The 23,485-nt window shown below is 73.7% G+C and carries 19 protein-coding genes; 3 read left to right on the top strand and 16 right to left on the bottom strand.

The window, feature by feature from the left end; genetic code table 11:
• Positions 1 to 119: 119 nt before the first annotated feature.
• The 6 genes from IEZ03_RS26735 to IEZ03_RS26760 form a co-directional block, all read right to left on the bottom strand.
• Positions 120 to 2,234, bottom strand: a complete 2,115-nt coding sequence (locus tag IEZ03_RS26735; RefSeq protein ID WP_184879994.1) for an MMPL family transporter — start codon at positions 2,232 to 2,234, stop codon at positions 120 to 122.
• 138 nt (positions 2,235 to 2,372) lie between these two features.
• Positions 2,373 to 3,038, bottom strand: coding sequence for an isochorismatase family protein (locus IEZ03_RS26740; protein ID WP_184879992.1), 666 nt, complete (start codon positions 3,036 to 3,038; stop codon positions 2,373 to 2,375).
• Positions 3,035 to 4,933: a hydantoinase B/oxoprolinase family protein gene (locus IEZ03_RS26745; protein ID WP_184879991.1), complete on the bottom strand. Its 1,899-nt coding sequence runs from the start codon at positions 4,931 to 4,933 to the stop codon at positions 3,035 to 3,037. Before IEZ03_RS26745 ends, IEZ03_RS26740 begins: the two co-directional genes overlap by 4 nt.
• On the bottom strand, positions 4,933 to 6,993 hold the full coding sequence (locus IEZ03_RS26750) for a hydantoinase/oxoprolinase family protein (protein ID WP_184879988.1): 2,061 nt from the start codon (positions 6,991 to 6,993) through the stop codon (positions 4,933 to 4,935). The genes IEZ03_RS26745 and IEZ03_RS26750 overlap by 1 nt, the downstream gene beginning before the upstream one ends.
• A gap of 30 nt (positions 6,994 to 7,023) precedes the next feature.
• Entirely contained in the window at positions 7,024 to 8,247 is a 1,224-nt protein-coding gene (locus IEZ03_RS26755) for a CaiB/BaiF CoA transferase family protein (RefSeq protein ID WP_184879986.1), read from the bottom strand.
• A 25-nt stretch (positions 8,248 to 8,272) separates the two neighbouring features.
• Complete coding sequence (locus IEZ03_RS26760; RefSeq protein WP_184879984.1) at positions 8,273 to 8,953, bottom strand: GntR family transcriptional regulator; 681 nt, start codon at positions 8,951 to 8,953, stop codon at positions 8,273 to 8,275.
• Between the two features lie 116 nt (positions 8,954 to 9,069).
• On the opposite strand from IEZ03_RS26760, the gene IEZ03_RS26765 reads away from it, so the two are divergent.
• A complete protein-coding gene (locus tag IEZ03_RS26765) occupies positions 9,070 to 9,966 on the top strand; it encodes a hydroxymethylglutaryl-CoA lyase (protein WP_184879983.1) in 897 nt (298 codons plus the stop codon).
• Positions 9,967 to 10,093: 127 nt separating this feature from the next.
• A complete protein-coding gene (locus tag IEZ03_RS26770) occupies positions 10,094 to 11,653 on the top strand; it encodes an FAD-binding oxidoreductase (RefSeq protein WP_184879981.1) in 1,560 nt (519 codons plus the stop codon).
• Here IEZ03_RS26770 and IEZ03_RS26775 read toward each other — a convergent pair.
• The 5 genes from IEZ03_RS26775 to IEZ03_RS26795 all read right to left on the bottom strand — a co-directional run bounded on the left by IEZ03_RS26775 (position 11,643) and on the right by IEZ03_RS26795 (position 17,499).
• A complete protein-coding gene (locus IEZ03_RS26775) occupies positions 11,643 to 13,493 on the bottom strand; it encodes a bifunctional sugar phosphate isomerase/epimerase/4-hydroxyphenylpyruvate dioxygenase family protein (protein ID WP_184879979.1) in 1,851 nt (616 codons plus the stop codon). The genes IEZ03_RS26770 and IEZ03_RS26775 overlap by 11 nt on opposite strands.
• Before the next feature lie 105 nt (positions 13,494 to 13,598).
• Entirely contained in the window at positions 13,599 to 14,606 is a 1,008-nt protein-coding gene (locus IEZ03_RS26780; protein WP_184879977.1) for a DctP family TRAP transporter solute-binding subunit, read from the bottom strand.
• A 60-nt stretch (positions 14,607 to 14,666) separates the two neighbouring features.
• Entirely contained in the window at positions 14,667 to 15,941 is a 1,275-nt protein-coding gene (locus tag IEZ03_RS26785) for a TRAP transporter large permease (RefSeq protein ID WP_184879975.1), read from the bottom strand.
• Positions 15,938 to 16,492: a TRAP transporter small permease gene (locus IEZ03_RS26790; RefSeq protein ID WP_184879973.1), complete on the bottom strand. Its 555-nt coding sequence runs from the start codon at positions 16,490 to 16,492 to the stop codon at positions 15,938 to 15,940. The genes IEZ03_RS26785 and IEZ03_RS26790 overlap by 4 nt, the downstream gene beginning before the upstream one ends.
• Positions 16,489 to 17,499, bottom strand: coding sequence for a zinc-dependent alcohol dehydrogenase (locus tag IEZ03_RS26795; protein WP_184879971.1), 1,011 nt, complete (start codon positions 17,497 to 17,499; stop codon positions 16,489 to 16,491). Before IEZ03_RS26795 ends, IEZ03_RS26790 begins: the two co-directional genes overlap by 4 nt.
• Positions 17,500 to 17,667: 168 nt before the next feature.
• Here IEZ03_RS26795 and IEZ03_RS26800 point away from each other — a divergent pair, with 168 nt between their 5' ends.
• The gene (locus IEZ03_RS26800; RefSeq protein ID WP_184879969.1) at positions 17,668 to 18,681 is read left to right on the top strand and encodes a LacI family DNA-binding transcriptional regulator; all 1,014 of its coding nucleotides are present in this window, start codon (positions 17,668 to 17,670) and stop codon (positions 18,679 to 18,681) included.
• A gap of 21 nt (positions 18,682 to 18,702) precedes the next feature.
• On the opposite strand, the gene IEZ03_RS26805 is transcribed toward IEZ03_RS26800, so the two are convergent.
• The 5 genes from IEZ03_RS26805 to IEZ03_RS26825 all read right to left on the bottom strand — a co-directional run bounded on the left by IEZ03_RS26805 (position 18,703) and on the right by IEZ03_RS26825 (position 23,439).
• A complete protein-coding gene (locus IEZ03_RS26805; RefSeq protein WP_184879967.1) occupies positions 18,703 to 19,626 on the bottom strand; it encodes a DUF6282 family protein in 924 nt (307 codons plus the stop codon).
• A complete protein-coding gene (gene lhgD / locus IEZ03_RS26810; protein WP_184879965.1) occupies positions 19,623 to 20,822 on the bottom strand; it encodes an L-2-hydroxyglutarate dehydrogenase in 1,200 nt (399 codons plus the stop codon). Before lhgD ends, IEZ03_RS26805 begins: the two co-directional genes overlap by 4 nt.
• A gap of 43 nt (positions 20,823 to 20,865) precedes the next feature.
• Positions 20,866 to 21,315: a hypothetical protein gene (locus IEZ03_RS26815; protein WP_184879963.1), complete on the bottom strand. Its 450-nt coding sequence runs from the start codon at positions 21,313 to 21,315 to the stop codon at positions 20,866 to 20,868.
• Positions 21,312 to 22,229, bottom strand: coding sequence for a phospholipase A2 (locus IEZ03_RS26820; RefSeq protein ID WP_184879961.1), 918 nt, complete (start codon positions 22,227 to 22,229; stop codon positions 21,312 to 21,314). Before IEZ03_RS26820 ends, IEZ03_RS26815 begins: the two co-directional genes overlap by 4 nt.
• A gap of 127 nt (positions 22,230 to 22,356) precedes the next feature.
• The gene (locus tag IEZ03_RS26825; protein ID WP_184879959.1) at positions 22,357 to 23,439 is read right to left on the bottom strand and encodes a maleylacetate reductase; all 1,083 of its coding nucleotides are present in this window, start codon (positions 23,437 to 23,439) and stop codon (positions 22,357 to 22,359) included.
• Positions 23,440 to 23,485: the final 46 nt, after the last annotated feature.

Below are 23,485 nucleotides of genomic sequence, written 5' to 3' on the forward strand. Positions count from 1 at the left end.
CCGCGGCGCAATTACTTATCGCTCGGTCAGTAATAGGGTCGCACGGCGCCCCGGGACGGCGCAACAGGCCGCGGTCAAGGTTGCGGAGACTCTCGGGAGATCGGCTCGGCCCCGGGAGGTCAGCTCCTGCCGACCGTCTCCCGGATCCGCACCCCGGGCTTGGCCGCGTCGCGGCCGCGCCGGTACAGGAGGCCCGGCCACCAGACGACCGGCCCGGCGTCGCGGACCAGGGCCGGGACCAGCAGGGAGCGCACGAGGAGCGTGTCCATCAGGACCCCGAACGCCACGATGAAGGCGATCTGGACGAGGAACGAGAGCGGGATGACCACCAGGGCCGCGAAGGTCGCCGCGAGCACCACGCCGGCGGACGTGATGACCCCGCCGGTCGCGGTCAGGCCCTCCAGGACGCCGCGCCGCACCCCGTGGCGCAGCGACTCCTCTCGCGCGCGGGTCATCAGGAAGATGTTGTAGTCGACGCCGAGCGCGACGAGGAAGACGAACCCGTACAGCGCCACCGACGGGTCGGTGCCGGTGAAGCCGAGCAGGTGCTGGAACACCAGCGCGGCGACGCCGAGGGTCGCCAGGTAGTTGAGCGCGACGGTGGCGACCAGCAGCACCGGCATCAGCACCGAGCGGAGCAGGGCCACCAGGATCACGATGATGATCGCCAGCACGACCGGGATGATGACCTTGCGGTCGCGCTGGGCGGCGGCCTGGGTGTCGACCTGCTGGGCCGTGTAGCCGCCGACGAGCGCGTCGGCCCCGGCGACGCCGTGGAGGTTGCCGCGCAGCCGGTCGACCGTCCGCCGGGCCGCGTCGCTGTCGGCGGCGCCGCTCAGCGTGACCTCGGCGATGGCGCGGCCGTCCACGACCACGGGCTGCCCGCCCTCCCCGGTGCGCGGCCGGGCGCCGGACACGCCCTCGGTCCGCTGCGCCGCGGCGAGCACCGGGGGCAGCGCCGACGCGTCGGTGATCACGATGGCGGGGTTGCCCGACCCGCCGGGGAAGTGCTCGTCCAGGGCCTCCTGGGCCGTCACCGACGACGCCTCGCCGACGAACGTCTCGCTCAGCGGCACCCCGTCGGTGCGCAGGGTCGGCATGAACGCGGCGCCCGCGAGCAGCACGATCAGGCAGGCCGCCCAGATGCGGCGCGGGTGGTGGTCGATCAGCCGCGCGATGCGCTCCCAGACGGCGTGCCTGGAGGCGTCCGGGCGCTCGGGGTGCGGGCGGGCGGGCCAGTACGCCGTCCGGCCGAAGATCACCAGGACCGCGGGCAGGTAGGTGAGCGCACTCAGCAGCGCGCAGCCGATGCCGAGCGCGCCGACCGGGCCGAGGGCCCGGTTGTTGGACAGGTCGCTGAGCAGCAGGGCGAGCAGGCCGGCGGCGACGGTCCCGCCGGAGGCGAGGATGGCCCCGGCCGAGCGCCGCCACGCCGTCCGCATGGCCTGCATCCGGTCGGAGCCGAGCGAGAGCTCCTCCCGGAACCGGGCCGACATCAGCAGGGCGTAGTCGGTGGTGGCGCCGATGACCAGGATCGACAGGATGCCCTGCACCTGGCCGTCCACCGTGACGACGCCGGCGTCGGCCAGGGCGTAGGCGACCGCGCTGGCGAACCCGAGCGCCAGGATCGAGCCGACGATGATCAGCAAGGGGAGGAGCACGCTGCGGTACACCAGCAGCAGGATCACCAGCACCACGCCGAGGGCGACGAGGACGAGGAGGGTGTCGATGCCCGCGAACGCGTCGGAGAAGTCCGCCTGGGTGGCTGCGGGGCCGCCGACCTGGACGCTCGTCCCCGGCACCCGCTCCGCGGCCTCCCGGACGCGGTCGATGACGCTGCCGATCTCCTCGCCCGCGTCCGACCCGACCGGCACGACGCCGCTGAGCGCCGCGCCGTCCTCCGACGGGATGGCCGGGGACGGGGCCTCCGGGATGAACGGCGCGCCGCGGAGCGACTCCAGCGCCTGCCCGGCCGCCGCCCGCTGGTCCGGGGTGATCCGGCCGTCCCGGGCCTCCCACACGACGATGGCGGGGGTCGTCTGGTCCGACTCGAACGCGGCCTGCCGTTCGAGCACCTGCGTCGACTCGGCGCTGCTGGGCAGGAACGACGACTGCTCGTTGGTGGTGACCTCGCCGAGCTTGCCGGCGTAGGGTCCCAGGAAGCCGCCGATGGCGAGCCAGACGACGACCAGCGCGGCCGGGAGGACCCAGCGGACGGCTCGCGGTGCGGACATGCGTTCCCTTGCGTCGAGTCAGGCGAGGATTGCCATCCAGGTGTTCCCGCCTCCGCAACACGAAACCTGAAGCGGCCGCCCCCTCAGGCGGGGACGGCCGCTTCTCGCTTGACTCTTCCGCGGTGCCTCAGTGGTGTGTCAGGGGCCTGCGCTCGCCGTCTTGATGGTGTCCAGCGCCCGGTCGAGGGAAAGGACGTCGGCGTACTTGGCCTCCAGGTCGAGCAGGTTGGCCTCGTGCAAGCGGCGGTCGCGGTCGCCGCACGCCTCGTCCACCACCAGGGGCCGGAACCCGTGCTGCAGCGCGTCGGTCGCGCTGGCGCGGATGCAGCCGCTCGTGGTGAGCCCGCAGATCAGCAGCGTGTCGATGCCGGCCGAGGTCAGCGTCGCCGCCAGCGACGTCCCGTGGAACGCGCTCGCGTACTGCTTGGTGACCACGGTCTCGCCCGGCTCGGGGGCGGCCCCCTCGGCGAAGCCGCCGAGGGGACTGCCCTCCTCGAACACCCGCAGCGCGGGGACCTTGCGGGCGAACAGGCCGCCGTCGGCGCCCCCGGGCTGCAGGACCACCCGGGTGTGCAGGACGGGCAGGCCCGCCGCCCGCGCCGCCCCGATCAGCGTGCCGGCCGCGGCCACCGCGCCCTCGACCGGGGCGCGCAGCGGCGAGCCGTCCACCAGGTAGGCGCGGGCGAGGTCGATCGCGAGCACCGCGGGGGCGGTGCCGCAGCCGAGGCTCGCGCCGAAGCCGGAGTCCCGGTAGTCCGCGGCGAGGTCCTGCACCGGTTCCCGCGCCGGCCCGCCGCCGCTCATCGCCGGCCGTGCAGCGCGGCGGCGGAGCGGACGTCCACCGGCGGCCGGGGCGCGGGCAGCCCGGTCTCCTCCTCGCACCGGTCGAGGATCTCCGCCAGCGGCGGACCCATGTCGAACACGGGGACCTCCGCCCGCGCTTCGTCCATCTCCGCCCGCAGCCGCTCGGTGGCCGCCTCGTCGAGGGTGCCGTCCGCGGTGCAGACGACGCCGTAGTCGCGGGCGCCCTCGGCGGTCACCAGGCCGCGCCGCACCTCCAGTGCCACCAGCTCGGCGGGGCGCTGCAGCGGGTCGCCCCACCCGCCGCCGCCCCACGTGACGAAGTGGAGCACGTCGCCGGGGCCGACCGGCACGTCGTGGATCTTGCTGGGCAGCACCTCGCGGGTGCCGTCCGCCCGGTCGATCCACTTGCGGCCCCGCTCCCCCGGACGGCCGCCGTTCACGCCCCACGGGTAGGTGAGCCAGCGGTCGTCGTGGATCGCGATCGTGCCCGGCTCCTCGAAGCAGTACGCGACGTCCACGCCGTTGCCGCCCCGGTGCAGGCCCGCGCCGCCCGAGTCGGCGATGGTCTCCCACCGCTCGATGCGCAGCGGGTAGTACGACTCCAGGTACTCGCAGGGGATGTTGCGGAAGGACGGCCACAGCGAGTGCCCGTCCGGGCCGTCCCCGACCGGGCGCCCCGGCACCCCGCCGAACCCGATCGAGTACAGCTGGAACCACTCGCCCTCGCGCGGCCCCGAGGTGTAGTGGCCGGAGTACATGAAGTGCGGCGAGGACGAGAACCCGGCCGCGTTCAGGATCTCCGGGTTCGTCTGCCCCAGCAGCCCGCCGAACAGGTCGAACACCCGGCCGATGCCGTGGTTGCGGGCGTTCAGCGCGGCGGGGTGGCGCGGCTTCCAGAACGAGTCCTCGGGGATCGTCACGTCGATCAGCGGGTAGAAGCCGTCGTTCCACAGGATCTGCGGGTCGGCCACCGTGATCACGTAGATGCCGAAGAACATCCGGACGAGGTTCTCGTTGATGAAGTAGTTGACCGGCCCCACCGCCTGCGGCGCGGCGTGCGAGAAGTCCAGATGGATCTTCTCGCCGTGCCGGGTGAGGGAGATCTTCAGCTCGTAGGGGCCGTAGCCGCAGCCGTCGTCGCAGATGTAGTCGGCGAACTCCAGCGTCTGCCCGTCCTCGAACAGCGTCGCCAGCAGGACCTTCATGGCCTGGTAGTTGCGGTCGAGCAGGTCGTCCAGCGCGGACAGGTACGCCTCGACGCCGAACCGGTCGCACAGCTCGGTCACCCGCCGCGCCGCCGTGGTGCAGGCGGCGACGAGGCCGTTCAGGTCGGCGCGGTTCCACTCGGGCATCCGCACCTGGTTGAGGATGATGCCGAGCGCCGCCTCGTTCAGCACGCCGCCCTCGTACAGCTTGAACGGCGGGACGATCACGCCTTCCTCGTAGATCGTGCGGGCGTCGGCGGGCATCGAGCACGGCGTCTTGCCGCCGACGTCCGACATGTGGCCGAACATCGACGCCCAGCCGACCAGCCGGCCCTCGTGGAAGATCGGCACCACCAGCAGCCAGTCGTTGGCGTGGCTGATCGCGGCGCCGCACGCGTACGGGTCGGACGTCATCAGGATGTCGCCCTCGCCGATCGTGCCGTCGAAGTTGGCGAGGAAGTCCGGCACCGACAGCCCGAACTGGCCGACGACCATCTTGCCGTCCGGGTTCGCGATCAGCGGGAACTCGTCGTGCTGCTCGCGGATGCCCGGCGACAGCGCGGTGCGGAAGAGGACCTCGTCCATCTCGTAGCGCGCGTTGCGCAGCGCGTTCTCGATGATGTCGAGGGTGACCGGGTCGATGTCCACCCGGCCGACCGGCTCGGTGTTGGTCTGCAGGATCTCGGCCATCAGCTCTCCTCCGTCGGACGGATCAGCAGGCTGCCGCTCGGGTGCACGGTCGCGGCGTGGCCGGGCAGCACGAGCGTGGTGGAGTCCATCTCGACCACGATGGCCGGGCCGGTCACCACGTCCCCGGCGAGCAGCTTGGAACGGTCGTAGATGTGCGCGCGCCGGGTCTCGCCGTCCATCCACACCTCGGTCTCGCGGACCAGCGCGGCGGACGGGTCGCCGGACCCCTCGGGCAGCGTGCGCCAGGCGACCTCCGGGCGGGGGCCGCTCACGGTGACGCGCAGGTTGATCACCTCGCGCTCGTTGTCGAGCAGGAAGGAGAACAGCCGCTTGTGCTCGGCGTCGAACGCGGCGCCCAGCTCGGCCAGCAGGTCGCCGTCGACGGCCGCGCGGTCCACCTCGACGGGGATCTCGAAGCCCTGCCCGTGGTAGCGCAGGTCGATCTGGTACGTCTGCGTCTGGACGTCGCGCGGCACGCCCTCGGACTCCAGCCGCGCGGCGGCGGTGTCGGCCAGCTCCCGCAGCGCGGTGCGCAGCTCGGCGTTGTCCAAGGTGGAGAACTGGCGCACCATCGTGCGGGCGGCCTCGTCGCGGGGGCAGGTCGTCGCGTCCCCGTACGCGCACAGCACGCCCGGCGACGGCGGGACGATCACCGGCCAGGAGCCGGTGAGCCGGCCGAGGGCGTTGGCGTGCAGCGGCCCGGCGCCGCCGAACGACATGAGCGCGAACTCACGCGGGTCGAAGCCCTGCTGAACGCTGATCAGCCGGAGCGCGCCGAGCATGTTCTCGTTGACGATGTCGACGATGCCCGCCGCCGCGGCCTCCACGCTCGGCAGGCCCATCGCGTCGGCGACGCCGCGGACGGCCTTGCGGGCGGCCTCGGCGTCCAGCGAGATCTCCCCGCCGGCGAGGTCCTGCGGCAGGTACCCGAGGACGACGTTGGCGTCGGTGACGGTCGGCTCGGTGCCGCCCGCCCCGTACGCGGCGGGCCCGGGGTCGGCGCCCGCCGACTGGGGGCCGACGCGCAGCGCCTTGGTCAGCTCGGGGACGTGCGCGATCGACCCGCCGCCCGCGCCGACCGAGCGCACGTCGACGCTCGTCGCCCGGACGGTCAGGTCGCCGACGCTCGTCTCCCGCCCGATCCGGGGCTGCCCGCCGAGGACCAGCGCCACGTCCGTGGACGTGCCGCCCATGTCGAACGTGAGGAAGTCCTTGAACCCGGCCTGCTCGGCGAACCACACCGCGCCCGTCACGCCGCCGGCGGGGCCGGACAGCAGCAGCGCCACCGGGTCCTCGGCCGCCTTGGCCGCCCGGGTCAGTCCGCCGTCGCTGCGCAGCACCGACAGCGGCGCGGTGATCCCGCTGCCGGTCAGGGAACGATCCAAATTGTTGACGTACCGGGACACCTCGGGCTGCACATAGCTGTTCGCCACGGTCGTGACGGTGCGCTCGTACTCCCGCATCTCCGGCAGGACGCGGCTGGACAGCGACACCGGGACGCCGGGCAGCTCCTCGGCGGCCAGCTCGGCGACCCGCCGCTCGTGCCCGTCGTTCGCGAACGAGTTGATCAGCGCGATCGTCAGCGCCTCGATGCCGCCGCCGGCGAGGCGGCGCAGCTCGGCGCGGGCGCGCTCCTCGTCCAGCGGGGCGACCACCGAGCCGTCGGAGGCGATCCGGCCGGGGACCTCCACCGTGTGCTCCAGCTTCGCGAGCGGCTCGGGCTTCGGCCAGATGATCCAGCCGGCCAGGCCGCCCGGCACGTACGACCGGGCGATCTGCAGGACCTGCCGGAAGCCCTCGGTCGTCACCAGGCCGACCCGCGCGCCCTTCCCCTGGAGGATCGCGTTCGTCGCGACCGTGGTGCCGTGCAGGACGTGCGCCACCTCGGTGAGGTCGATCCCGGCGTCCCGGCACACCTTGCGGATGCCGTTGAGGACGCCCAGGGACTGGTCCTCCGGAGTGGACGCGGTCTTCGCCCGATGGCTGACGCCGGTCTCCTCGTCCACGAGCAGCACGTCGGTGAACGTGCCTCCTACATCAACGCCTAGGCGATAGCCCATGCTGGCCTCCCGGGTTGTCGTCGTTGACGGTCAGATGACTCCGCGCTCCGACAGCGCGGAGATCTGGGCCTGGTCCAGGTCCAGGAGGCCGCCGTAGACCTCCTGGTTGTGCTCGCCGAGTCCCGGGCCGGGGTGCCGTACCGCGCCGGGGGTCTCGCTGAGCTTGGGGAACGCGTTGTGCATCGGCAGTTCGCCGAAGTCGGGGTGCGCGAGCCGCACGATCGCGTCGCGGGCGGCGAAGTGCGGGTCCTCGAACATGTCCTTGGCGGTGTAGATGCGGCCCGCCGGGACGCCGTTGTCGTGCAGGGTCTGCAGGAGCTCGGCCGTCTCGACGCCGGCCGACCAGGCGGCGATGATGTCGTCCAGCTCCGCCATGTTCCGGCCCCGGGCGGCGTGGCCCGCGTAGCGCGGGTCGTCGCTCAGCTCGGGGCGGCCCATCGTCTTGGCGAGCCGCGCGAACACGGTGTCCTGGTTGGCGGCGATGAGGATCATCTCGCCGGACGCGGTCGGGTAGACGTTGCTGGGCGACACGTTGGGCAGCACGGAGCCGGTGCGCTCCCGCTGGTAGCCGGCCACGGCCCACTCGGGCAGCAGCGACTCCATCATCGCCAGGACCGCCTCGTAGATGGCCGAGTCGACCACCTGGCCCCGCCCGGTGCGGGTGCGGTTGTGCACCGCCACCAGCGTGCCGATCGTGGCGAACACGGCGGCGAGCGAGTCGCCGAGCGAGATCCCGGCGCGGGACGGCGCGTTGCCCGGGTCGCCGGTCACGTACCGGATGCCGCCCATCGCCTCGCCGATCGACCCGTACCCGGCCCGGGGCGAGTAGGGGCCGGTCTGCCCGAAGCCGGACACGCGCACCAGCACCAGCCCGGGGTTGATCTCGCGCAGCCGCTCGTAGTCCAGGCCCCAGCGCTCCAGCGTCCCGGGCCGGAAGTTCTCCACGACGATGTCGGCCCGCTCGATGATCCGCCGGGCGAGGTCCTGGCCCTCCTCGGTGCGCAGGTTGCAGGTCACCGACTTCTTGTTGCGGGCGACCACCGGCCACCACAGGGACTTGCCGTGCGGCTTCTCCCGTCCCCACTGGCGCATCGGGTCGCCGGCGCCCGGCGACTCCAGCTTGATCACCTCGGCGCCGAAGTCGCCGAGGAGCTGCCCGCAGAACGGGCCGGCGAGCAGCTGCCCCATCTCCACCACGCGCAGGTCGGAGAGGGGGCCTCGGGCGGCCTGGGCGGCGCCGTCATCGATGGACATCTGGCGGGTCCTCGTTTCCGTGTGTTCAGTCGTTTCGGGGGGACGTCTCTTCGGCGCTCACCTCGGCGGAGGCGGCGCGCAGCAGCACCGCCTTGGCGGCGAGCACGTGCGCCCGCGTCACCGACTCGGCCCAGGTGCCGTCGCCGGCGCGGAGGGCGGCGACCAGCTCCCGGTGGTGGGCGCAGCTGCGGTCGAGGTCGCCGGGCGAGTAGCGGTGGAAGGTGCGCATCACCAGCGGGAGCTGCGTGACGCTGTTGAGCATCGACACCAGCCGGCCGCTGGCGGACGCGGTGCGGACGATGCCGTGGAACTCGGCGTTCAGCTCGGCGACCCGGTCGAGGTCCTGCGCGCCGCCGGGCGCGCAGCACCGCTCGATGAGCTCGCACAGCTCCGCCATGCGGGCGGTGTCCTCGGGCTCGATCCGGGTGGCGGCGCGGCGGGCGGCGGCGCCCTCCAGCAGCATCCGCAGGTCGTAGATCTCCTCCAGGTCCTCCGGCGTCCAGTCCGGGACCCGGGCGCCGCGGTGCGGCAGGATCTCGACGAGCCCCTCGACCTCCAGCCGGCGCAGCGCCTCCCGCACCGGCGTGCGGCTGGAGCCGGTGGCCCCGGCCAGCTCCGCCTCGCCGAGCCGCGCGCCGGCCGGGTGGACGCCGTCCAGGATGTCGGCGCGCAGCCGTGTGTACACACGGTCCACGGCTCGGGCCATCCGAACCTCCTCTGGGGTCGATTGCATGCAACATAGACACTCGAACCTGCTTGACACAAGGTGTGACCTGTGTAAATTCGACATACCACCCACAGATTGCATACAAGGGGACCTGGATGGCGGAAGTCGAAGTGATCGAGGTCGGCCCTCGGGACGGGCTGCAGAACGAGGCCGCGATCCTCCCGGCCGCCGACAAGGTGCGGCTCATCGAGCGCAGCATCGCCGCGGGGCTGCGCCGGATCGAGGCCGTCAGCTTCGTCAACCCCAAGCGGGTGCCGCAGATGGCCGACGCCGAAGCGGTGATGGAGGGCGTCCCACGCGTCGACGGCGTCAGCTACGCCGGCCTCGTCCTCAACCCGCGGGGGCTCGACCGGGCGCTGGCGACCGGGGTCGACGAGGTCAACGTCGTGGTCGTGTCGACGGACGAGTTCAGCCGGCGCAACCAGGGCTGCACGGTCGACGAGGGCGTCGCCAACTGGGCCGCCATCGCCGCGAGGGCCCACGAGGCCGGGCTCTTCGTCTCGGTCACCCTCGCCGCCTCGTTCGGCTGCCCCTTCGAGGGCGAGGTGCCGGCCGACAAGGTCCTCGACCTCGTCCGGCGGATCACCGAGAGCGAGCCCCCGGACGAGATCGCCATCGCCGACACGATCGGCGTCGGCGTCCCCGCCCAGGTCCGCACCCTCCTGGAGGGCGCCGGGGAGATCGCCCCGGACATCCCGCTGCGCTGCCATTTCCACAACACCCGCAACACCGGGTACGCCAACGCCCTCACCGCGCTCGACCACGGGGTGAGCGCGCTGGACGCCAGCACCGGCGGGTTCGGCGGCTGCCCCTTCGCGCCCGCCGCCACCGGCAACATCGCGACCGAGGACCTCGTGTACGCCCTGGACCGCAGCGGCGTACCGACCGGCGTGGAGATCGCCCAGGTGACCGAGACGGCCGCCTGGCTGTCCGACCGCCTGGACAGCCCGGTGCAGGCCCTCCTAGGCCGCGCAGGCCCCTTCCCCACCTAACCCCCACCAAGTTTCGTCGACTTGCGGCGTGTTGTTGTTACGGAGCGCTCCATAACAACAACACGCCGCAAGTCGACGGGGTTTCGGGCGGGGGTCGCTACGGTGGTCCGAAATTGGAGGGACGGTCATGGCGCGTTCGTGGTGGGGCTGGGGGAACGTCGAGGACGCCGTCAGCGGCGCGGAACTGGAGTCGCTGCTCTCGCGGGTGCGCGCCCTGACGTCCGGGGAGCTGACCGGGCACGAGCCGCCGGACGTCGGCTCGCTCGACCTGCCGGCCCCCAGGGTGAGCCCGCCGGAGGCGCTCGCCGCGCTGTGCTCCGCCGACCCTGCCGACCGCGCCGCCCACGCGCACGGCAAGGCGTTCCGGGACGTGGTCCGCAACCTGCACGGCGACCTGCGGCACGTGCCCGACCTCGTCGCCCGGCCCCGCGACGAGACGGACCTGGTCGACCTGCTCGACTGGTGCACCCGCGACGGGATCGCCGTGATCCCGTACGGCGGGGGCAGTTCCGTGGTCGGCGGCGTCGAGCCGCGGTTCGAGGACCGTCCCGCGGTGACGGTCGATCTCGCGCAGCTGGACGGTGTCCTGGAGGTCGACCCGGTGAGCCGCGCCGCCCGCGTCCAGGCGGGTGTGTTCGGGCCGCGGCTCGAAGCGGGGCTCAGGCCGCACGGGCTGACGCTGCGGCACTTCCCGCAGTCGTTCGAGTTCTCCACGCTCGGCGGCTGGCTGGCCACCCGCTCCGGCGGCCACTACGCGACCCTCTACACCCACATCGACGACATGGTCGAGTCGATGCGCGTGGTCACGCCGGCCGGGGTCGCCGAGTCGCGGCGGCTGCCCGGCTCGGGCGCCGGACCGGCCCCGGACCGGCTGTTCCTCGGCAGCGAGGGCGCTCTCGGGATCATCACCGAGGCTTGGATGCGGGTCCAGGAGCGGCCGCGCTGGCGGGCCAGGGCGTCCGTCCGGTTCGCCGATTACACCGCCGCGGTGGCGGCGACCCGGGCGGTCGCGCAGAGCGGGCTGCACCCGGCGAACTGCCGGCTGCTCGACGCCGCCGAAGCGCTGATCAACACGGGCGTCGCCGTGGAGGGCGGCGTGCTGCTGCTGGCGTTCGAGTCCGCCGGCCACCCGGTCCAGGCGTCCCTCGACCGGGCCCTTGAGCTGTGCCGCGACCACGGCGGCGAGGTCCGGGAGGAGCCCGCCGGAGAGAGCACCGGCGACACCTGGCGGTCGTCGTTCCTGCGGATGCCCTACCAGCGGGACGCGCTGGCCCGGCACGCGGTGATCGCCGAGACGTTCGAGACGGCGTGCACCTGGGACCGGTTCGCGGAGCTGCACGCCGCCGTCACCGACGCCGCCCGGAAGGCGGTCCGCGCGGTCGCGGGCGACGGTGTCGTGACGTGCCGGTTCACCCACGTCTACCCGGACGGCCCGGCGCCGTACTTCGGCGTCTACGCGCCCGGCCGCTGGGGCGGCATGGTCGCCCAGTGGGACGAGATCAAGGCCGCGGTGTCGGAGGCGATCGCCGCGAGCGGCGGCACGATCACCCACCACCACGCGGTCGGCCGCGACCACCGCCCCTGGTACGACCGGCAGCGCCCCGGCCCGTTCGCCGCCGCGCTGACCGCCGCCAAGTCCGCGCTGGACCCGTCCGGCGTCCTCAACCCCGGCGTCCTCATCCCCTAGCGCAGGAGTGGGCCGCGCGGTGGGCGGCCATGCGGACGGGCGCGTTGGCGGTGCCGTAGCCGTGGTAGCCGGGAGACCGCTGCACGAACTCGAAGAAGACCCGCGATCCGAGGATCGGGGTGCAGAGGTGGAAGTACTCGGCGTCGCCGTCCCGGTCGTAGAACACGTTGTGCTCGCGCAGCGCGGCGAGCAGCCCGGGGTCGAGCGCGAGCCGGGCGTCCAGGTCGTCGTAGTAGTTCGCCGGGACGTCCAGGACCGGGGCGCCGCGCTCGCGCAGCGCCCGCGCGGTGCGGAAGATGTCGCCGGTCGCGAACACCACGTGCTGGGGGTCGGGGACGGCCGGCGCCCAGGAGCCGCGCCGCAGCACGGTGCCGTCGAGCAGGAGGCGCAGCCTGCGGCGCGGGTCGGTGACGGCCCGGCTGCGGACGAGCCCGAACGGCGCGGCGAGTTCGGCGTCGTGCTCGGGCGCGAGGCCGAACAGCGAGCGGTAGAAGAGGGTCGCCTCGTCGAACGCGTCGAAGGGCTGCGCGAGCCCGAGGTGGTCGATCGCGGTGATGCCGGTCCGGCCCGGGCCCGGGGAGCCGGAGAGGATGAAGTCGCCGAGCCAGCCGTCCGCGGCGCCGGTCCGGCAGAAGAAGACGGCGGTGCCGTCCGGGGCGGCCACCGACGTCAGGTCGGCCTCGGCCGCGCCGCGGGTCCGCGGCAGCGCGGGGGCCAGCAGCGCAGTGGCGCGCCGCGCCGCGCCCTCGGGGTCGCCGGTCTCGACGGCGAAGGCGCCGATCGCGGCCCGGGACGAGCCGGTGGCGTTGAGCAGGACCCGTGCGTCGCCCTGCTGCCAGAGCTCCACCGGCTTGGACCGGTGCTGCCCGATGTGCGCGAACCCGGTGGCGGCGAGCGTCCGGGCCACCTCGGTGCCGGACTCGGCGTCGACCGCCAGCTCCACGAACGCGAACCCCTCCGGCGCGGGGGCGGGCGGGGGCGGCTCGGCGAAGCGGCGGGCCTCCGCGGTGTCCGCTGTCGCGGGGGCGCGGCGGACGCACGCCTCCTCGAGCACGATCAGGGAGCGCATCGCGTCGACGGCCGCGCGGCCCGGGGGCGCCTGCCGGAAGACGTCGTTGAAGACCTCCAGCGACAGCGGGCCCTCGTAGCCGGCCGCGAGCACGCGCGAGGTGAATCCGGCGAGGTCGAACGCGCCCTGCCCGGGGAAGAGCCGGTGGTGGCGGCTCCACTGGAGCACGTCCATGCGCATGTGCGGGGCGTCCGCGAGCTGGAGGAAGAAGAGCTTCTCGGCGGGGAACTCCGTGATGCCCGCGATGTCGCCGCCGCGTGACAGCACGTGGAAGCTGTCGAGGCACAGCCCCACCGCGGGGTGGTCGGCCCGCAGGACGAGTTCCGCCGACCGCTCCCACGTCCGGACGTGCTTCCCCCAGGCCAGGGCCTCGTAGGCGACCCGCACGCCGTGTTCGGCGGCCAGCTCGCCGAGGGCGCGCAGCTGCGCGGCGGCAAGGGCGTCGTCATCGACGGCCTCGGGCGCGACCGACGAGCACACGAGGACGGTGTCGGCGCCGAGCCGCCGCGCCAGCGCGAACTTGTGCGCCGCCCTGCGCAGGTTGCGCCGGTGCAGCTCCTCCGGGACGGCCTCGAAGTCACGGAACGGCTGGTAGAGCTCGACCGCCAGGCCGAGGTCGGCGCAGCGTCCCGCGATCTCCTCGGGGGTGAGCGGGCAGGCGAGCAGGTCGTTCTCGAAGATCTCGACGCCGTCGAACCCGGCGCCCGCGGCCGCGGCCAGCTTGTCCTCCAGCGTGCCGGACAGGCACACCGTCGCGATCGACCGTCGCATGGGGCGTTCCTCCGTTCCCGGGCGGCCGGTTCAGGTCGGTGCCCGGCTCACCGGCCGCCGCGGGGGCGGTCCCGGGGGCGGTCGCGGCGAGCCGGGCGCGGGCGGTCAGGGGGCGGTGGAGCGGATCATCTTGAACAGCTCGGCCTGCTCCCCTTCGAGGGTCTCGCCGAAGTACTTCCTGGCCTTCTCGGCGAAGGCGGTGCGGTCGACGTCCTCGACGACCGCGGGCTCGCCCTTGCCCTTCCACTCGGCGAGGATCTTCTTCTCGTCCTCCTCGATGCACTTGCGGTTGCCCGCCCGGGTCTCCGAGACGGCCTTCTGCAGCGCCGCCTGCTGCTCGGTGCTCAGCTTCTTCCAGCTGCCGTCGTTGATGACGATCATCTGGGAGCCGGTCTGGTGGCCGGTGAGGCTGACGTGGGTCTGCACCTCGTCGAGGCTCTTCTCGGCGATCGTCGGGATCGGGTTCTCCTGCCCGTCGATGATCTTGCGCTGGAGGCTGAGGTACAGCTCCTCGAACGCGACCGCGGTGGGCTTGGCGCCGATCGCCTTGGCGTTCTCCAGGTAGACCTTGGAGTCGGGGAACCGCATCCGCAGCCCCTTGAAGTCGCCGGGCTCGCGGATCGGGGAGTTGGCGCTGAAGTGCCGCATCCCGAAGAACCAGACGTCCAGGATGCGGGTGCCGGTGGCCTCGGCGAACTCCGCCTTCAGGCGCTTGCCCTGCTCCCCGTCGAAGAAGGAGAACAGGTGGTCCGGCCCGTCGAACACGTAGGCCATGTCCAGGACGCCGATCGGGGCGTGGCTCGCGGCCAGCGCGGACGAGCCCTGCACGTCCATGTCGAGGTCGCCGGACCTGACGGAGGTGAAGCGCGTGGCGTCGTTGCCGAGCTGGCTGTTCGGGAACGTCTCGATCTTCACGCCTAGGTCCTGGCCGTTGACCGCGTCGGCGACGGCCTGGATGCCGCAGCGGCTGTGCGGATGCTGGGTGGTGTAGCTGTTGGCGAACGACAGCGTGACCGTCCCGCCGTCGTCGCCGCTGTTCATCGCGCTGCAGCCGGCCGCCAGGACCGACGCGGCGGCCAGGACCGCCAGTCTCACGGTGGGTGTTCTAGCCATCTGCCTTGCTCCTCACGGGGGTGGGGGTATCGGGTCGCGGGTGGTGACGGGCCCGGGTCGCTACAGGCCGAGCAGCCGGGGCAGGAAGGTGACGATCGAGGGCACGAACGTCACCAGCAGCAGGACGACCAGCAGCGGGAGCAGGAACGGGAGGGTGCCGCGGAAGACCTCGTGGACCGGCATCCGCGCGACCGGGCTCATCACGTAGAGCACCGCGCCGATCGGCGGGGTGAGCAGCCCGATCATCAGGTTCATGATGATGATCACCCCGAAGTGCATGGGGTCGACGCCGAACTCGGCGGCGATCGGCAGCAGGATCGGCACCGTGATCACCAGGACGGAGATGCCCTCCAGGATGGCGCCCAGCAGGATCATCAGCACGTTGACCAGCAGCAGGAACACGAGCGCGTTGTCGGTGAGGCCGAGCATCGTCTCGGAGATGTGCTGGGGGACCCGCTCCCGGGCGAGGATCCAGGCGAGCAGCCCGGACGCGCCGACGATCAGGGTGATCGACGCGGTGGTCGCCGCGGTCTCCTTCGCGATGGGGAACAGGTCCCGCCAGGTGATGCGGCGGTAGGCGGCGCCGAGGACGAGCACGTAGGCGGCGCCGACCGCCGCCGCCTCGGTCGGCGTGAACCAGCCGCCGAGGATGCCGCCCAGGATGATCACGGGCGCGCCCAGCGGGCCGATGACGCGCACCCCCGTGCGGCGGAGCACCTCCCAGGAGAAGGGCTCGCCGCGCAGGTCGCTCCGGCGGCGCAGCAGGAAGTACACGGCGGCGGCCAGGCCCATCGCCATGAGGAACGCGGGGGCGACCGAGGCGGCGAACAGCGCCCCGGTCGACACTCCGGCGATGCCGGCGTAGACGACCGCGGGGATGCTGGGCGGCATGACCGGCCCGAGCAGGCTGGACGCGGCGCTGATGCCCACGGCGAACCGGGGCGGGTAGCCGTTGCGGGTCATCGCGGGGACCTCGACCTTGCCGAGGCCGGCGGCGTCGGCGAGCGCCGAGCCGCTCATCCAGGAGAACCCCAGGCTCACCCCGATGTTGACGTAGCCGAGGCTGCCCCTGACCCGGCCGATGGCGGCGAGCGCGAAGTCGAACAGCCGGTCGGCGATGCCGGCGTGGTTGGCGACAACGCCGAGCAGGATGAAGAGCGGGACGGCCAGCAGCGGGAAGCTGTTCACGGCCTCGGTGGCCTGCCGGACGCTCAGCCCCGCCGAGTAGCCCTCGAAGGAGACGTAGGTGAGGCACGGCCCGAGCAGCGCGAACGCCACGGGGACCCGCAGCAGCAGGAGCGCGGCGATGGCCGCGCCGAGGAGCACCATGCTCATGTCTCATCCGCCTCGTGCGTCGGGTGGGTCTCGTCCGCCGGGCCGGGTTCGTCCATCTCCGGCTCCGGCCGGAAGATCGCGACGACCGAGCGGACGATCGTGAGGAGCAGCCCGGCGAGCGGGATCAGGTAGAAGAAGCGCATCGGCATGCCGAGTGCGGGCGACGTCTGCCCGTCGTCTTCCATCACCAGCACCCACGCCTCGTAGAGGAGGTTGAGGCAGACGATCGCGACGGTGACGTTGGCGACGATGCCGACGAGGCGCAGCAGCCGGGGCCCGGCGACGATGTCGACCAGTTTCAGCGCGATGTGGCCGTCGCGCGCGGCGAGGTAGCCCGACATGGCGAAGGTGAGCCAGACGAAGGCGAACCGCGCGAGCTCGCCCGTCCACACCCAGCCCCCGCTGGGCAGGTAGCGCTGCACGGCCTGCAGCAGCGTGAGCAGGCCGATCACCGCGAGCAGCACGCTGCCGGTGACGGCCTCGGCCGTGGACAGCGCCCGCAGGAGGCGGCCGGGACGGCGGCCCGGCGGCGCGGCGGCGGCAGAGGTCATCGGGGGTCCTCTCCCCAGTCGGACAGGTCGATCCAGGTCTTGCCGGGGGCCGTCCGGGCCTCGGCGAAGGCGCGTTCGGCCTGGGCCGGAGGCACGCCCGGGCGCAGCAGCCCGGCGAGCCGGGGCGCCGCCCCGGCGGCCGCCGCGACGGTCGCGGCGAAGTCGTCCGGGTGGTCGTAGATGAGGGAGCCGCGGACCTGGAGCTGCCGCCGGGTCAGCTCCATCGTCGACAGCCCGACCGGTTCGCCGCTCATGCCGATCACCATGACGGTCCCGCCGGTCGCGACTCTATGGGCCGAGGTCTCCCAGGCCGCGGGGACCCCGGCGGTGTCGAACACGAACGGGAAGGCGCGTCCGCCGTCCGGCGGGACGGGCCGGGCCCCGATCCGCTCGGCCACCGCGACCCGGTCGGCGCGCGGGTCGGTGACGTACACGCGGGCCCCGGCCTCGGCGAGCGACAGGCAGGTGAGCAGGCCCTGCGATCCGGCGCCGACGACCAGGCAGTCGGTGCCCGGGGCCACGCCGGCGCGGCGGACCGCCGACCGGGCGACCGCGAACGGCTCGACGCACGCCAGCACCTCGGCGCCCACCTCGCCACCGGGCGCGGCGGGCAGCGGCCAGGCGAACCGCGCGGGGACGGCGACCCGTTCGGCGAGCAGCCCCGGGACCGTGATGCCGGGGCTCAGCCGGTTCTCGCACCCGGACGTCATGCCGCGGGCGCACGGCGGGCAGGAGAAGCAGCAGTAGTTGGGCTCCACCACCACCCGCTGGCCCACCCGGCGGTCGCGGACGTCCGGCCCCACGGCGACGATCCGGCCGCCGCCCTCGTGTCCCGGCACCCAGGGCAGCGCGGGCGTGGGGCGGGTGCCGTCGTGGACGCCGAGGTCCGACCCGCACAGGCCGACCGCCCCCATCTCGACGACCACGTCCTGCCGCCCGGGTTCCGGTTCGGCCCAGGAGTCCACGACCTCGATGCGCCGTGGTCCGGTCAGCACGATCGCCCGCATGTGATCCGTTCTTCGCTCGCGGGTGGCGGGCCGCGTTGTGACCCCCACCACATGTCTGCAATGTGCCGTTGACACTAAAATGGCTGGTCGCGGGATGGCAAGCGGTTGCCAAAAGTTTCCATCTGCGAGACTGTCCCGGCGCACGCGGACCGAGCGGAGGGGCGGCGGATGGCCGAGGGAAAAGCGGGCGGCGGACGGCCGACGATCTACGACGTGGCGAAGGACGCCGGGGTGTCGCCGTCCACGGTGTCGCGGGCGCTGTCCAAGCCCGGACGCGTCAACGCCGTGACCGCCGCCCGGGTGGCCGAGGTCGCGGCCCGGCTCGGCTACCGCGCGAACACCCTCGCCCGCGCGCTGCCCTCGGGCCGGACCGACACCCTCGCGCTGTTCGTCTCCGACATCACCAACCCGCACTTCTTCGGGGTCATCCGCGGCGCCGAGCACCAGGCCCGCGCCGCGGGCTGCACGCTCATCGTCGGGGACACCCAGGAGTCGCCCGAGGTCGAGGCCCGCAACATCGAGCGGCTCGGCCCGTCGGTGGACGGCTACGTCATCGCGGCGAGCCGCATGTCCGACGAGGAGATCGTCAAGCTCTCGGCCGGGCACCGCCTCACGCTGATCAGCCGGCAGGTCGGCGAGGTGCCCAGCGTGATCGTCGACCATGCCGAGGGCACCCGGCAGATCGTCGAGCACCTCGCCTCGCTGGGCCACCGCTCGATCGTGTTCCTCGGCGGGCCGCCCCGCTCCTGGCTGGGCGCCCGCCGCTGGGAGTCGCTGGTCGCGGCGGCGGACCGGCACGGCATCGCCGCCCGGCGGATCGGGCCGTTCCCGCCGACCATGGCCGGCGGCGCCGCCGCGGCCGACGCCGCGCTCGGCACCGGCGCCACCGCCGCCGTCGCGCACAACGACCTGCTCGCCATCGGCGTCCTGCGCCGCTGCGCCGAGCGGGACGTGTCCGTCCCCGCGGACCTCAGCGTCGTCGGCTACGACGACATCTTCGGCGCGGACTTCTGCTCCCCGCCGCTGACCACCCTCGCCGGCAAGTACGAGGAGTCCGGCCGGACCGCCGTCGACATGCTGCTCGCGATGCGCGACCGCGACGGCATCCGCCCGCCCCGCGCCCGGGTCGTCCTCCCGTCCCACCTCGCCATCCGCCGCTCCACCGGCCCCGCCCCGCGCTGACGGGGCTCTCGGACAAGGGGTTCAGCCGTCGGCGGCGGCGAGGCGGCGGGAGTTCAGGACGGCCATCCGGTGCACCTCGTCCTCGGTGAAGCCCTCTGCCAGGAGGCGGTCGGCCATCAGGGCCATGCCGTCCTCGACGGGCGGGTTGAAGGGCTGGCCGAGGTCGCTCGACAGGACGGAGTGCTCGGGCCCCACGGCGCGGATGTTCTCCAGCCAGACGTCCCAGGAGACCTTGCCGGTGTAGGCGGTGGTGAAGCAGCGCTCCATCAGGGCGCCCTTCGCCGCGAGTTCCCGCTGCCGGTCGACGGCGACGCGCTGGGAGGTGAACTCGGGGTGGGTGACGACGATGCGCCGCACGCCCGCCTCGACCGCCGCGTCCACGACGGTGCCGATCTCGTCCGCGCTGAGGTGGCCGGTGGCCAGCGTCATGCCGTACTTGGCGATCACCCGGAGCACCTGGCGGGTGGGCTCGGTGATCCCGCCGTCGCCGCCGACGATGTCGACCGGGTCGGCCGCCATCCCCTCGGCGCGCAGCTCGTCCTGGAGCTGCGCCCACATCGGCGGCCGGGCGCCCTCGGGCGCGCTCGCCGTGCAGGCGCGCTGGTTGGCGCTGTCGACGGTCGGCAGCCACACGAACCGGGCGCCGGCGCGGGCGGCGAGCTCCACCGCGAGGGGGTTCATGCCGCCGACCGGGCCGTTCAGCGTGATCGCCCCGACGACGTCGACCCCGGGGACGGCGGCGCGCACCACGGCGGCGCGCTCCGCGGTGGAGAAGTAGTGCGACTTCAGCACGAAGCCGCCCAGCCCCGCCGCCGCGAACCGCGGCGCGACCGACAGGTCGTCGATGAGCCGTTCCACCACGTCGGGGGCCACGTGGACGTGCAGGTCGTAGGCGCCCCGGACGAGGTCGCGCGCACGGGCGGAGGGCTTCGGATGCTCGCTCATTTCTTCCCTTCGAGGACGTCGGCGATGTACTCGGCGATGGCCATGGACGAGGTCGCGGCGGGCGAGGGGGCGTTGCGGACGGCGGTGACCGCGCCGAGCCGGTGGATGCGGAAGTCGTCCACCAGGCCGCCGTCGCGGTCGAGGGCCTGGGCGCGCACCCCGGCGCCCGCGCGGACCACGTCCCCGGGCCCGACCTCCGGCACGTATCGCCGCGCCGCCTTCATGTAGGCGCGCTTCGACAGCGACCCGTGGACCTCCCGGACGCCGGTGCGCCAGTGCCGCCGCGCCATCCGCCACGACCCGGCCCAGCCGGCGATGTCGCGCAGGTCCCGCAGCGAGACGTCCGAGCGGCGGTACCCCTCGCGGGCCAGCGCGAGGACGGCGTTGGGGCCGACCTCGACGTCCCCCGACACCCGCCGGGTGAAGTGCACGCCGAGGAACGGGTAGCGCGGGTCCGGGACCGGGTAGATGAGGCCGCGCACCAGGTGCGCCTTCGCCGGGACGATCGTCATGTACTCGCCCCGGAACGGGACGATCCGCGGCCCCGGGTCGTCGCCCGCGAGGCCGGACACGACGTCGCCGTGGATGCCCGCGCAGACGACCAGGTGGCCGACCCGGACGCGCTGCTCCCCCGAGACGACCTCCACCCCCGTGCCGGAGGTCCGGACGCCGGTGACGGGGAAGCCGAAGCGGACCTCTCCGCCCGCGGCGGCGATGTCGTCGGCGAACGCTTCGGCGACGCGGGTGAAGTCGGTGATGGCGGTGTGCGGGGAGTGGAGCGCCGCGCGGCCCGCCGCGTGCGGTTCGATCTCCCGGATGCCCGCCGCGTCCAGGCGCCGCATCCCGGGCACGGAGTTCTCGGCCGCCCGCGCCTCCAGGTCGCCGAGGCGGGCCGCGTCGTCCTCGTCGACGGCGACGACGAGCTTGCCGCACTCGTCGTACGGGATCCCCCGCTCGGCGCAGTACTCGCGCAGCATGGCCCGGCCGCGCGTGCACAGCTCCGCCTTCAGGCTGCCGGGCTTGTAGTAGATGCCCGCGTGCACGACCCCGGAGTTGTGCCCGGTCTGGTGGACGGCGACCCGGTCCTCCTTCTCCAGGACGACGATCCGCGTCCCCGGCCGCCGCCGGGTGATCTCCCGGCCGATCGCGAGCCCGATGATCCCCGCCCCGACGATCCCGACGACCTCGTCAGCCATGCACGTCCCCGCCCATCCCCTGGTGCCCTGCGAGACCGCTCCTTCATACCCCGTAGCCGCCGTCCCCGTCCCGGCCGGGGGCGGCGGCGCGGGACCGGGCGTTGACGATCACGGTGACGGCGACGGCGGCCAGCTGGCCCGGCAGGAGGAACGGGCCGGCGGCGAGGACGAGGTCGACGGCGCGGCCGAGGCCGCCGAGGAACGGGGAGAAGGCGAGCGCGGCGGGGACGACGGCGGCCGCCCAGTTCAGCGGGACTGCCACCGCGCCCTGGCGGACGATGCGCCGGACGTGCCGTACCGAGACGTGCGTCGCCGCGACGACCCCGGCGAAGACGATCGCCGCGAAGAGCGCCATCTCGGTCAGGACGACGCTGATGCCCGCCTCGCCGTCCGAGCCGTACGCGACGGTGTCGTAGACGATGACCGCCACGAAACCGGCCGTCGCCGAGAACAGCGAGAGCACCGCGCCCCTGCGCAGCCGGGCCGGGTTCACGGGACACCGAAATTCTGGCGGTCGGAGTTGACGAACACCGCGGCGGCGTAGACGGTGGCCCACCTCCGGCAGGCCGAGCGGTCCCCGCCGCTGCGGGTGTCGCAGTGCGCGAAGAGGTCCGCTTCGAACAGCGTGTCCGCGGCCCTCCTGGCCTCCGGGTCGTGGGGGATGCCCATCCGCTCGTAGAAGCGCATCATGTCGTAGGCGTAGTCGTGCGCCAGGCATGCGTCGGTGAAGTCGAAGGTGCGACCGGTGTTTCCCGGTGGCGCCTGGCCGATGACCGGCAGCTCCGGTGTCGAGCAACTGCCCTCCGGATTGATCATCCGCGTGCCGGCGTCGGTCTCCACGCGTTCCGGGGTGTACCCCATCTCGGCCGGGAAGTCCGTCCAGACGCTGTCGTGCCCGTAGACGAACCTCAGCAGGTCGTCCGGGTGCAGCATGCTCGGCCACCACCGGATGAGCTCCCCCGCCGCCCTGCCGGCGGCCCGTCCCAGATCCTCCGGACTCTCCGGCTGCTCCGGCTCCTCCGGAATCCTCGGCGGGGTCTCGCCGGCCGGGATCGTCCCGGGAGGCGGCCCGCACCCCTCCCATCCGGGCACGCCGCCGGCCGCCGCATCGTCGCTGCAGGAACGCAGCGAGTGCCGCTGCACCGGGGTTCGCGGCTGGGCCGGTTGCCCACCCGCGGTGGGCGGCTCGTCCTCCCCGGACGGGGCGGCCACGCGGGGCGGCGGGTCGCAGTCGTCGCGGAAGAGGCTGCAGATGGCCTGCTGGACTTCGTCGCCGACCGTCCGCACGGCCGAACCCATCAGGGCCATCACGACGCAGCTCGCGACGAGCAGCACGGCGGCGTACTCGGAGGCGGCGGCGCCGCCGTCCCGGCGTTCCCACCGGGTGTGCCGAGTGGACGTGTGCATGGCGCACCGCCTCGGTTCGGTGACGGGTGCCGGTAACGATAAGTCCGGTTCCTACGCCGCACACGGGTCCGCGGACCCAATCGGGGGGCCTATTTCGCCAGCAGACGCTGTCAACAAAGCAGGGCGGCTACCAGGCCGCCTCAAGGAGGTCCTGCACCTCGGCCGCGGTCGGCGGGCGGGGGTTCGGATACGGGGCGGCCGCGACCCGCTCGGCGACGCCGGGCAGCCCGGCCCGGGGCACGCCCAGCTCGGAGAGGCGGGTCGGGCCTTCGTAGGCGCGGGCCAGCTCCGCGACCATCGCGGCCGGGTCCCCGGTCCCGGTGATCCGGCTGAGTCTGGACGCGGCGGCGGGCGCGGCCGGCAGGTTGAACGCCATCACGTGCGCCAGGAGCATCGTGTGCAGTTCGGCGTGCGGGAGGTCGAACGCGCCGCCCAGGACGTGCGCGAGCTGGTGGTGCAGGCCCATCCGCGTCCGCGCCAGGCAGATCCCCGCCAGCCACGCGGCCGACTGGAGGCGCGCCCTGGCCTCCGTCCCGGACGGATCGTCCAGGACCTCCGGCAGCGCGGCCAGGATGCCGGTGACGGACTCCGTGGCCAGCGCGTCGCTGACCATCGTGGCGTCCGGGGCCCACAGCGCCTCGACGGCGTGGGCGAGCGCGTTCATGGCGCTGGTCCGGGTCAGGCCGCGCGGCATCCCGAGCGTCAGGGCGGGGTCGTAGACGACCGTCCCGGGCGCGAGGGCGGGGTCCCGGCGGGTGGTCTTCACCCCGTCCTCGGTCTCGCCGAGGACCGGGGTCATCTCCGAGCCGGCGTACGTCGTCGGCACCGCGACCTGCGGCATCCCCGTCCGCGCCGACACCGCCTTCGCCAGGCCGATCGCGGACCCGCCGCCGATCGCGACGACGCAGTCCGCGCTCGCCTCCTCGACGACCGCCATGGCCTCCGCCGTCACGGCCACCGGCGTGTGCGGCGCGGGCCGGTCGAACCGCGCCGCCAGCCGCGGGCCGAGGTCCCCGGCGATCTCCCCGGCGGGCGCGGACGCGGACGGGGTCGCGACGAGCAGCGCCCGCCGCGCCCCGAGCCGTTCCACCTCGCCGCCGACGAGCCGGACGGCGCCCGGCCCGACCAGCACACGGGCCGGAAGCATCTCGTGGACGCGCACCTGGACGTCAGCGCGATCGGTGGCACTTCGCGAACGGGGAAGGGACATGTGTCCCTCCTATCCGCCGCCGCACCGCCCCGTCCAGTCGGCCCCC

Origin of the sequence: Actinomadura livida, from assembly GCF_014648675.1 — a bacterium.
In the GTDB taxonomy this organism is placed as follows: domain Bacteria; phylum Actinomycetota; class Actinomycetes; order Streptosporangiales; family Streptosporangiaceae; genus Spirillospora; species Spirillospora livida.

Excerpts from the sequence above, each read along its gene's own strand:
- IEZ03_RS26735 (WP_184879994.1), bottom strand. The coding sequence starts at position 2,234 with ATGTCCGCACCGCGAGCCGTCCGCTGGGTCCTCCCGGCCGCGCTGGTC.
- IEZ03_RS26740 (WP_184879992.1), bottom strand. The coding sequence starts at position 3,038 with ATGAGCGGCGGCGGGCCGGCGCGGGAACCGGTGCAGGACCTCGCCGCG.
- IEZ03_RS26745 (WP_184879991.1), bottom strand. The coding sequence starts at position 4,933 with ATGGCCGAGATCCTGCAGACCAACACCGAGCCGGTCGGCCGGGTGGAC.
- IEZ03_RS26750 (WP_184879988.1), bottom strand. The coding sequence starts at position 6,993 with ATGGGCTATCGCCTAGGCGTTGATGTAGGAGGCACGTTCACCGACGTG.
- IEZ03_RS26755 (WP_184879986.1), bottom strand. The coding sequence starts at position 8,247 with ATGTCCATCGATGACGGCGCCGCCCAGGCCGCCCGAGGCCCCCTCTCC.
- IEZ03_RS26760 (WP_184879984.1), bottom strand. The coding sequence starts at position 8,953 with ATGGCCCGAGCCGTGGACCGTGTGTACACACGGCTGCGCGCCGACATC.
- IEZ03_RS26765 (WP_184879983.1), top strand. The coding sequence starts at position 9,070 with ATGGCGGAAGTCGAAGTGATCGAGGTCGGCCCTCGGGACGGGCTGCAG.
- IEZ03_RS26770 (WP_184879981.1), top strand. The coding sequence starts at position 10,094 with ATGGCGCGTTCGTGGTGGGGCTGGGGGAACGTCGAGGACGCCGTCAGC.
- IEZ03_RS26775 (WP_184879979.1), bottom strand. The coding sequence starts at position 13,493 with ATGCGACGGTCGATCGCGACGGTGTGCCTGTCCGGCACGCTGGAGGAC.
- IEZ03_RS26780 (WP_184879977.1), bottom strand. The coding sequence starts at position 14,606 with ATGGCTAGAACACCCACCGTGAGACTGGCGGTCCTGGCCGCCGCGTCG.
- IEZ03_RS26785 (WP_184879975.1), bottom strand. The coding sequence starts at position 15,941 with ATGAGCATGGTGCTCCTCGGCGCGGCCATCGCCGCGCTCCTGCTGCTG.
- IEZ03_RS26790 (WP_184879973.1), bottom strand. The coding sequence starts at position 16,492 with ATGACCTCTGCCGCCGCCGCGCCGCCGGGCCGCCGTCCCGGCCGCCTC.
- IEZ03_RS26795 (WP_184879971.1), bottom strand. The coding sequence starts at position 17,499 with ATGCGGGCGATCGTGCTGACCGGACCACGGCGCATCGAGGTCGTGGAC.
- IEZ03_RS26800 (WP_184879969.1), top strand. The coding sequence starts at position 17,668 with ATGGCCGAGGGAAAAGCGGGCGGCGGACGGCCGACGATCTACGACGTG.
- IEZ03_RS26805 (WP_184879967.1), bottom strand. The coding sequence starts at position 19,626 with ATGAGCGAGCATCCGAAGCCCTCCGCCCGTGCGCGCGACCTCGTCCGG.
- lhgD (WP_184879965.1), bottom strand. The coding sequence starts at position 20,822 with ATGGCTGACGAGGTCGTCGGGATCGTCGGGGCGGGGATCATCGGGCTC.
- IEZ03_RS26820 (WP_184879961.1), bottom strand. The coding sequence starts at position 22,229 with ATGCACACGTCCACTCGGCACACCCGGTGGGAACGCCGGGACGGCGGC.
- IEZ03_RS26825 (WP_184879959.1), bottom strand. The coding sequence starts at position 23,439 with ATGTCCCTTCCCCGTTCGCGAAGTGCCACCGATCGCGCTGACGTCCAG.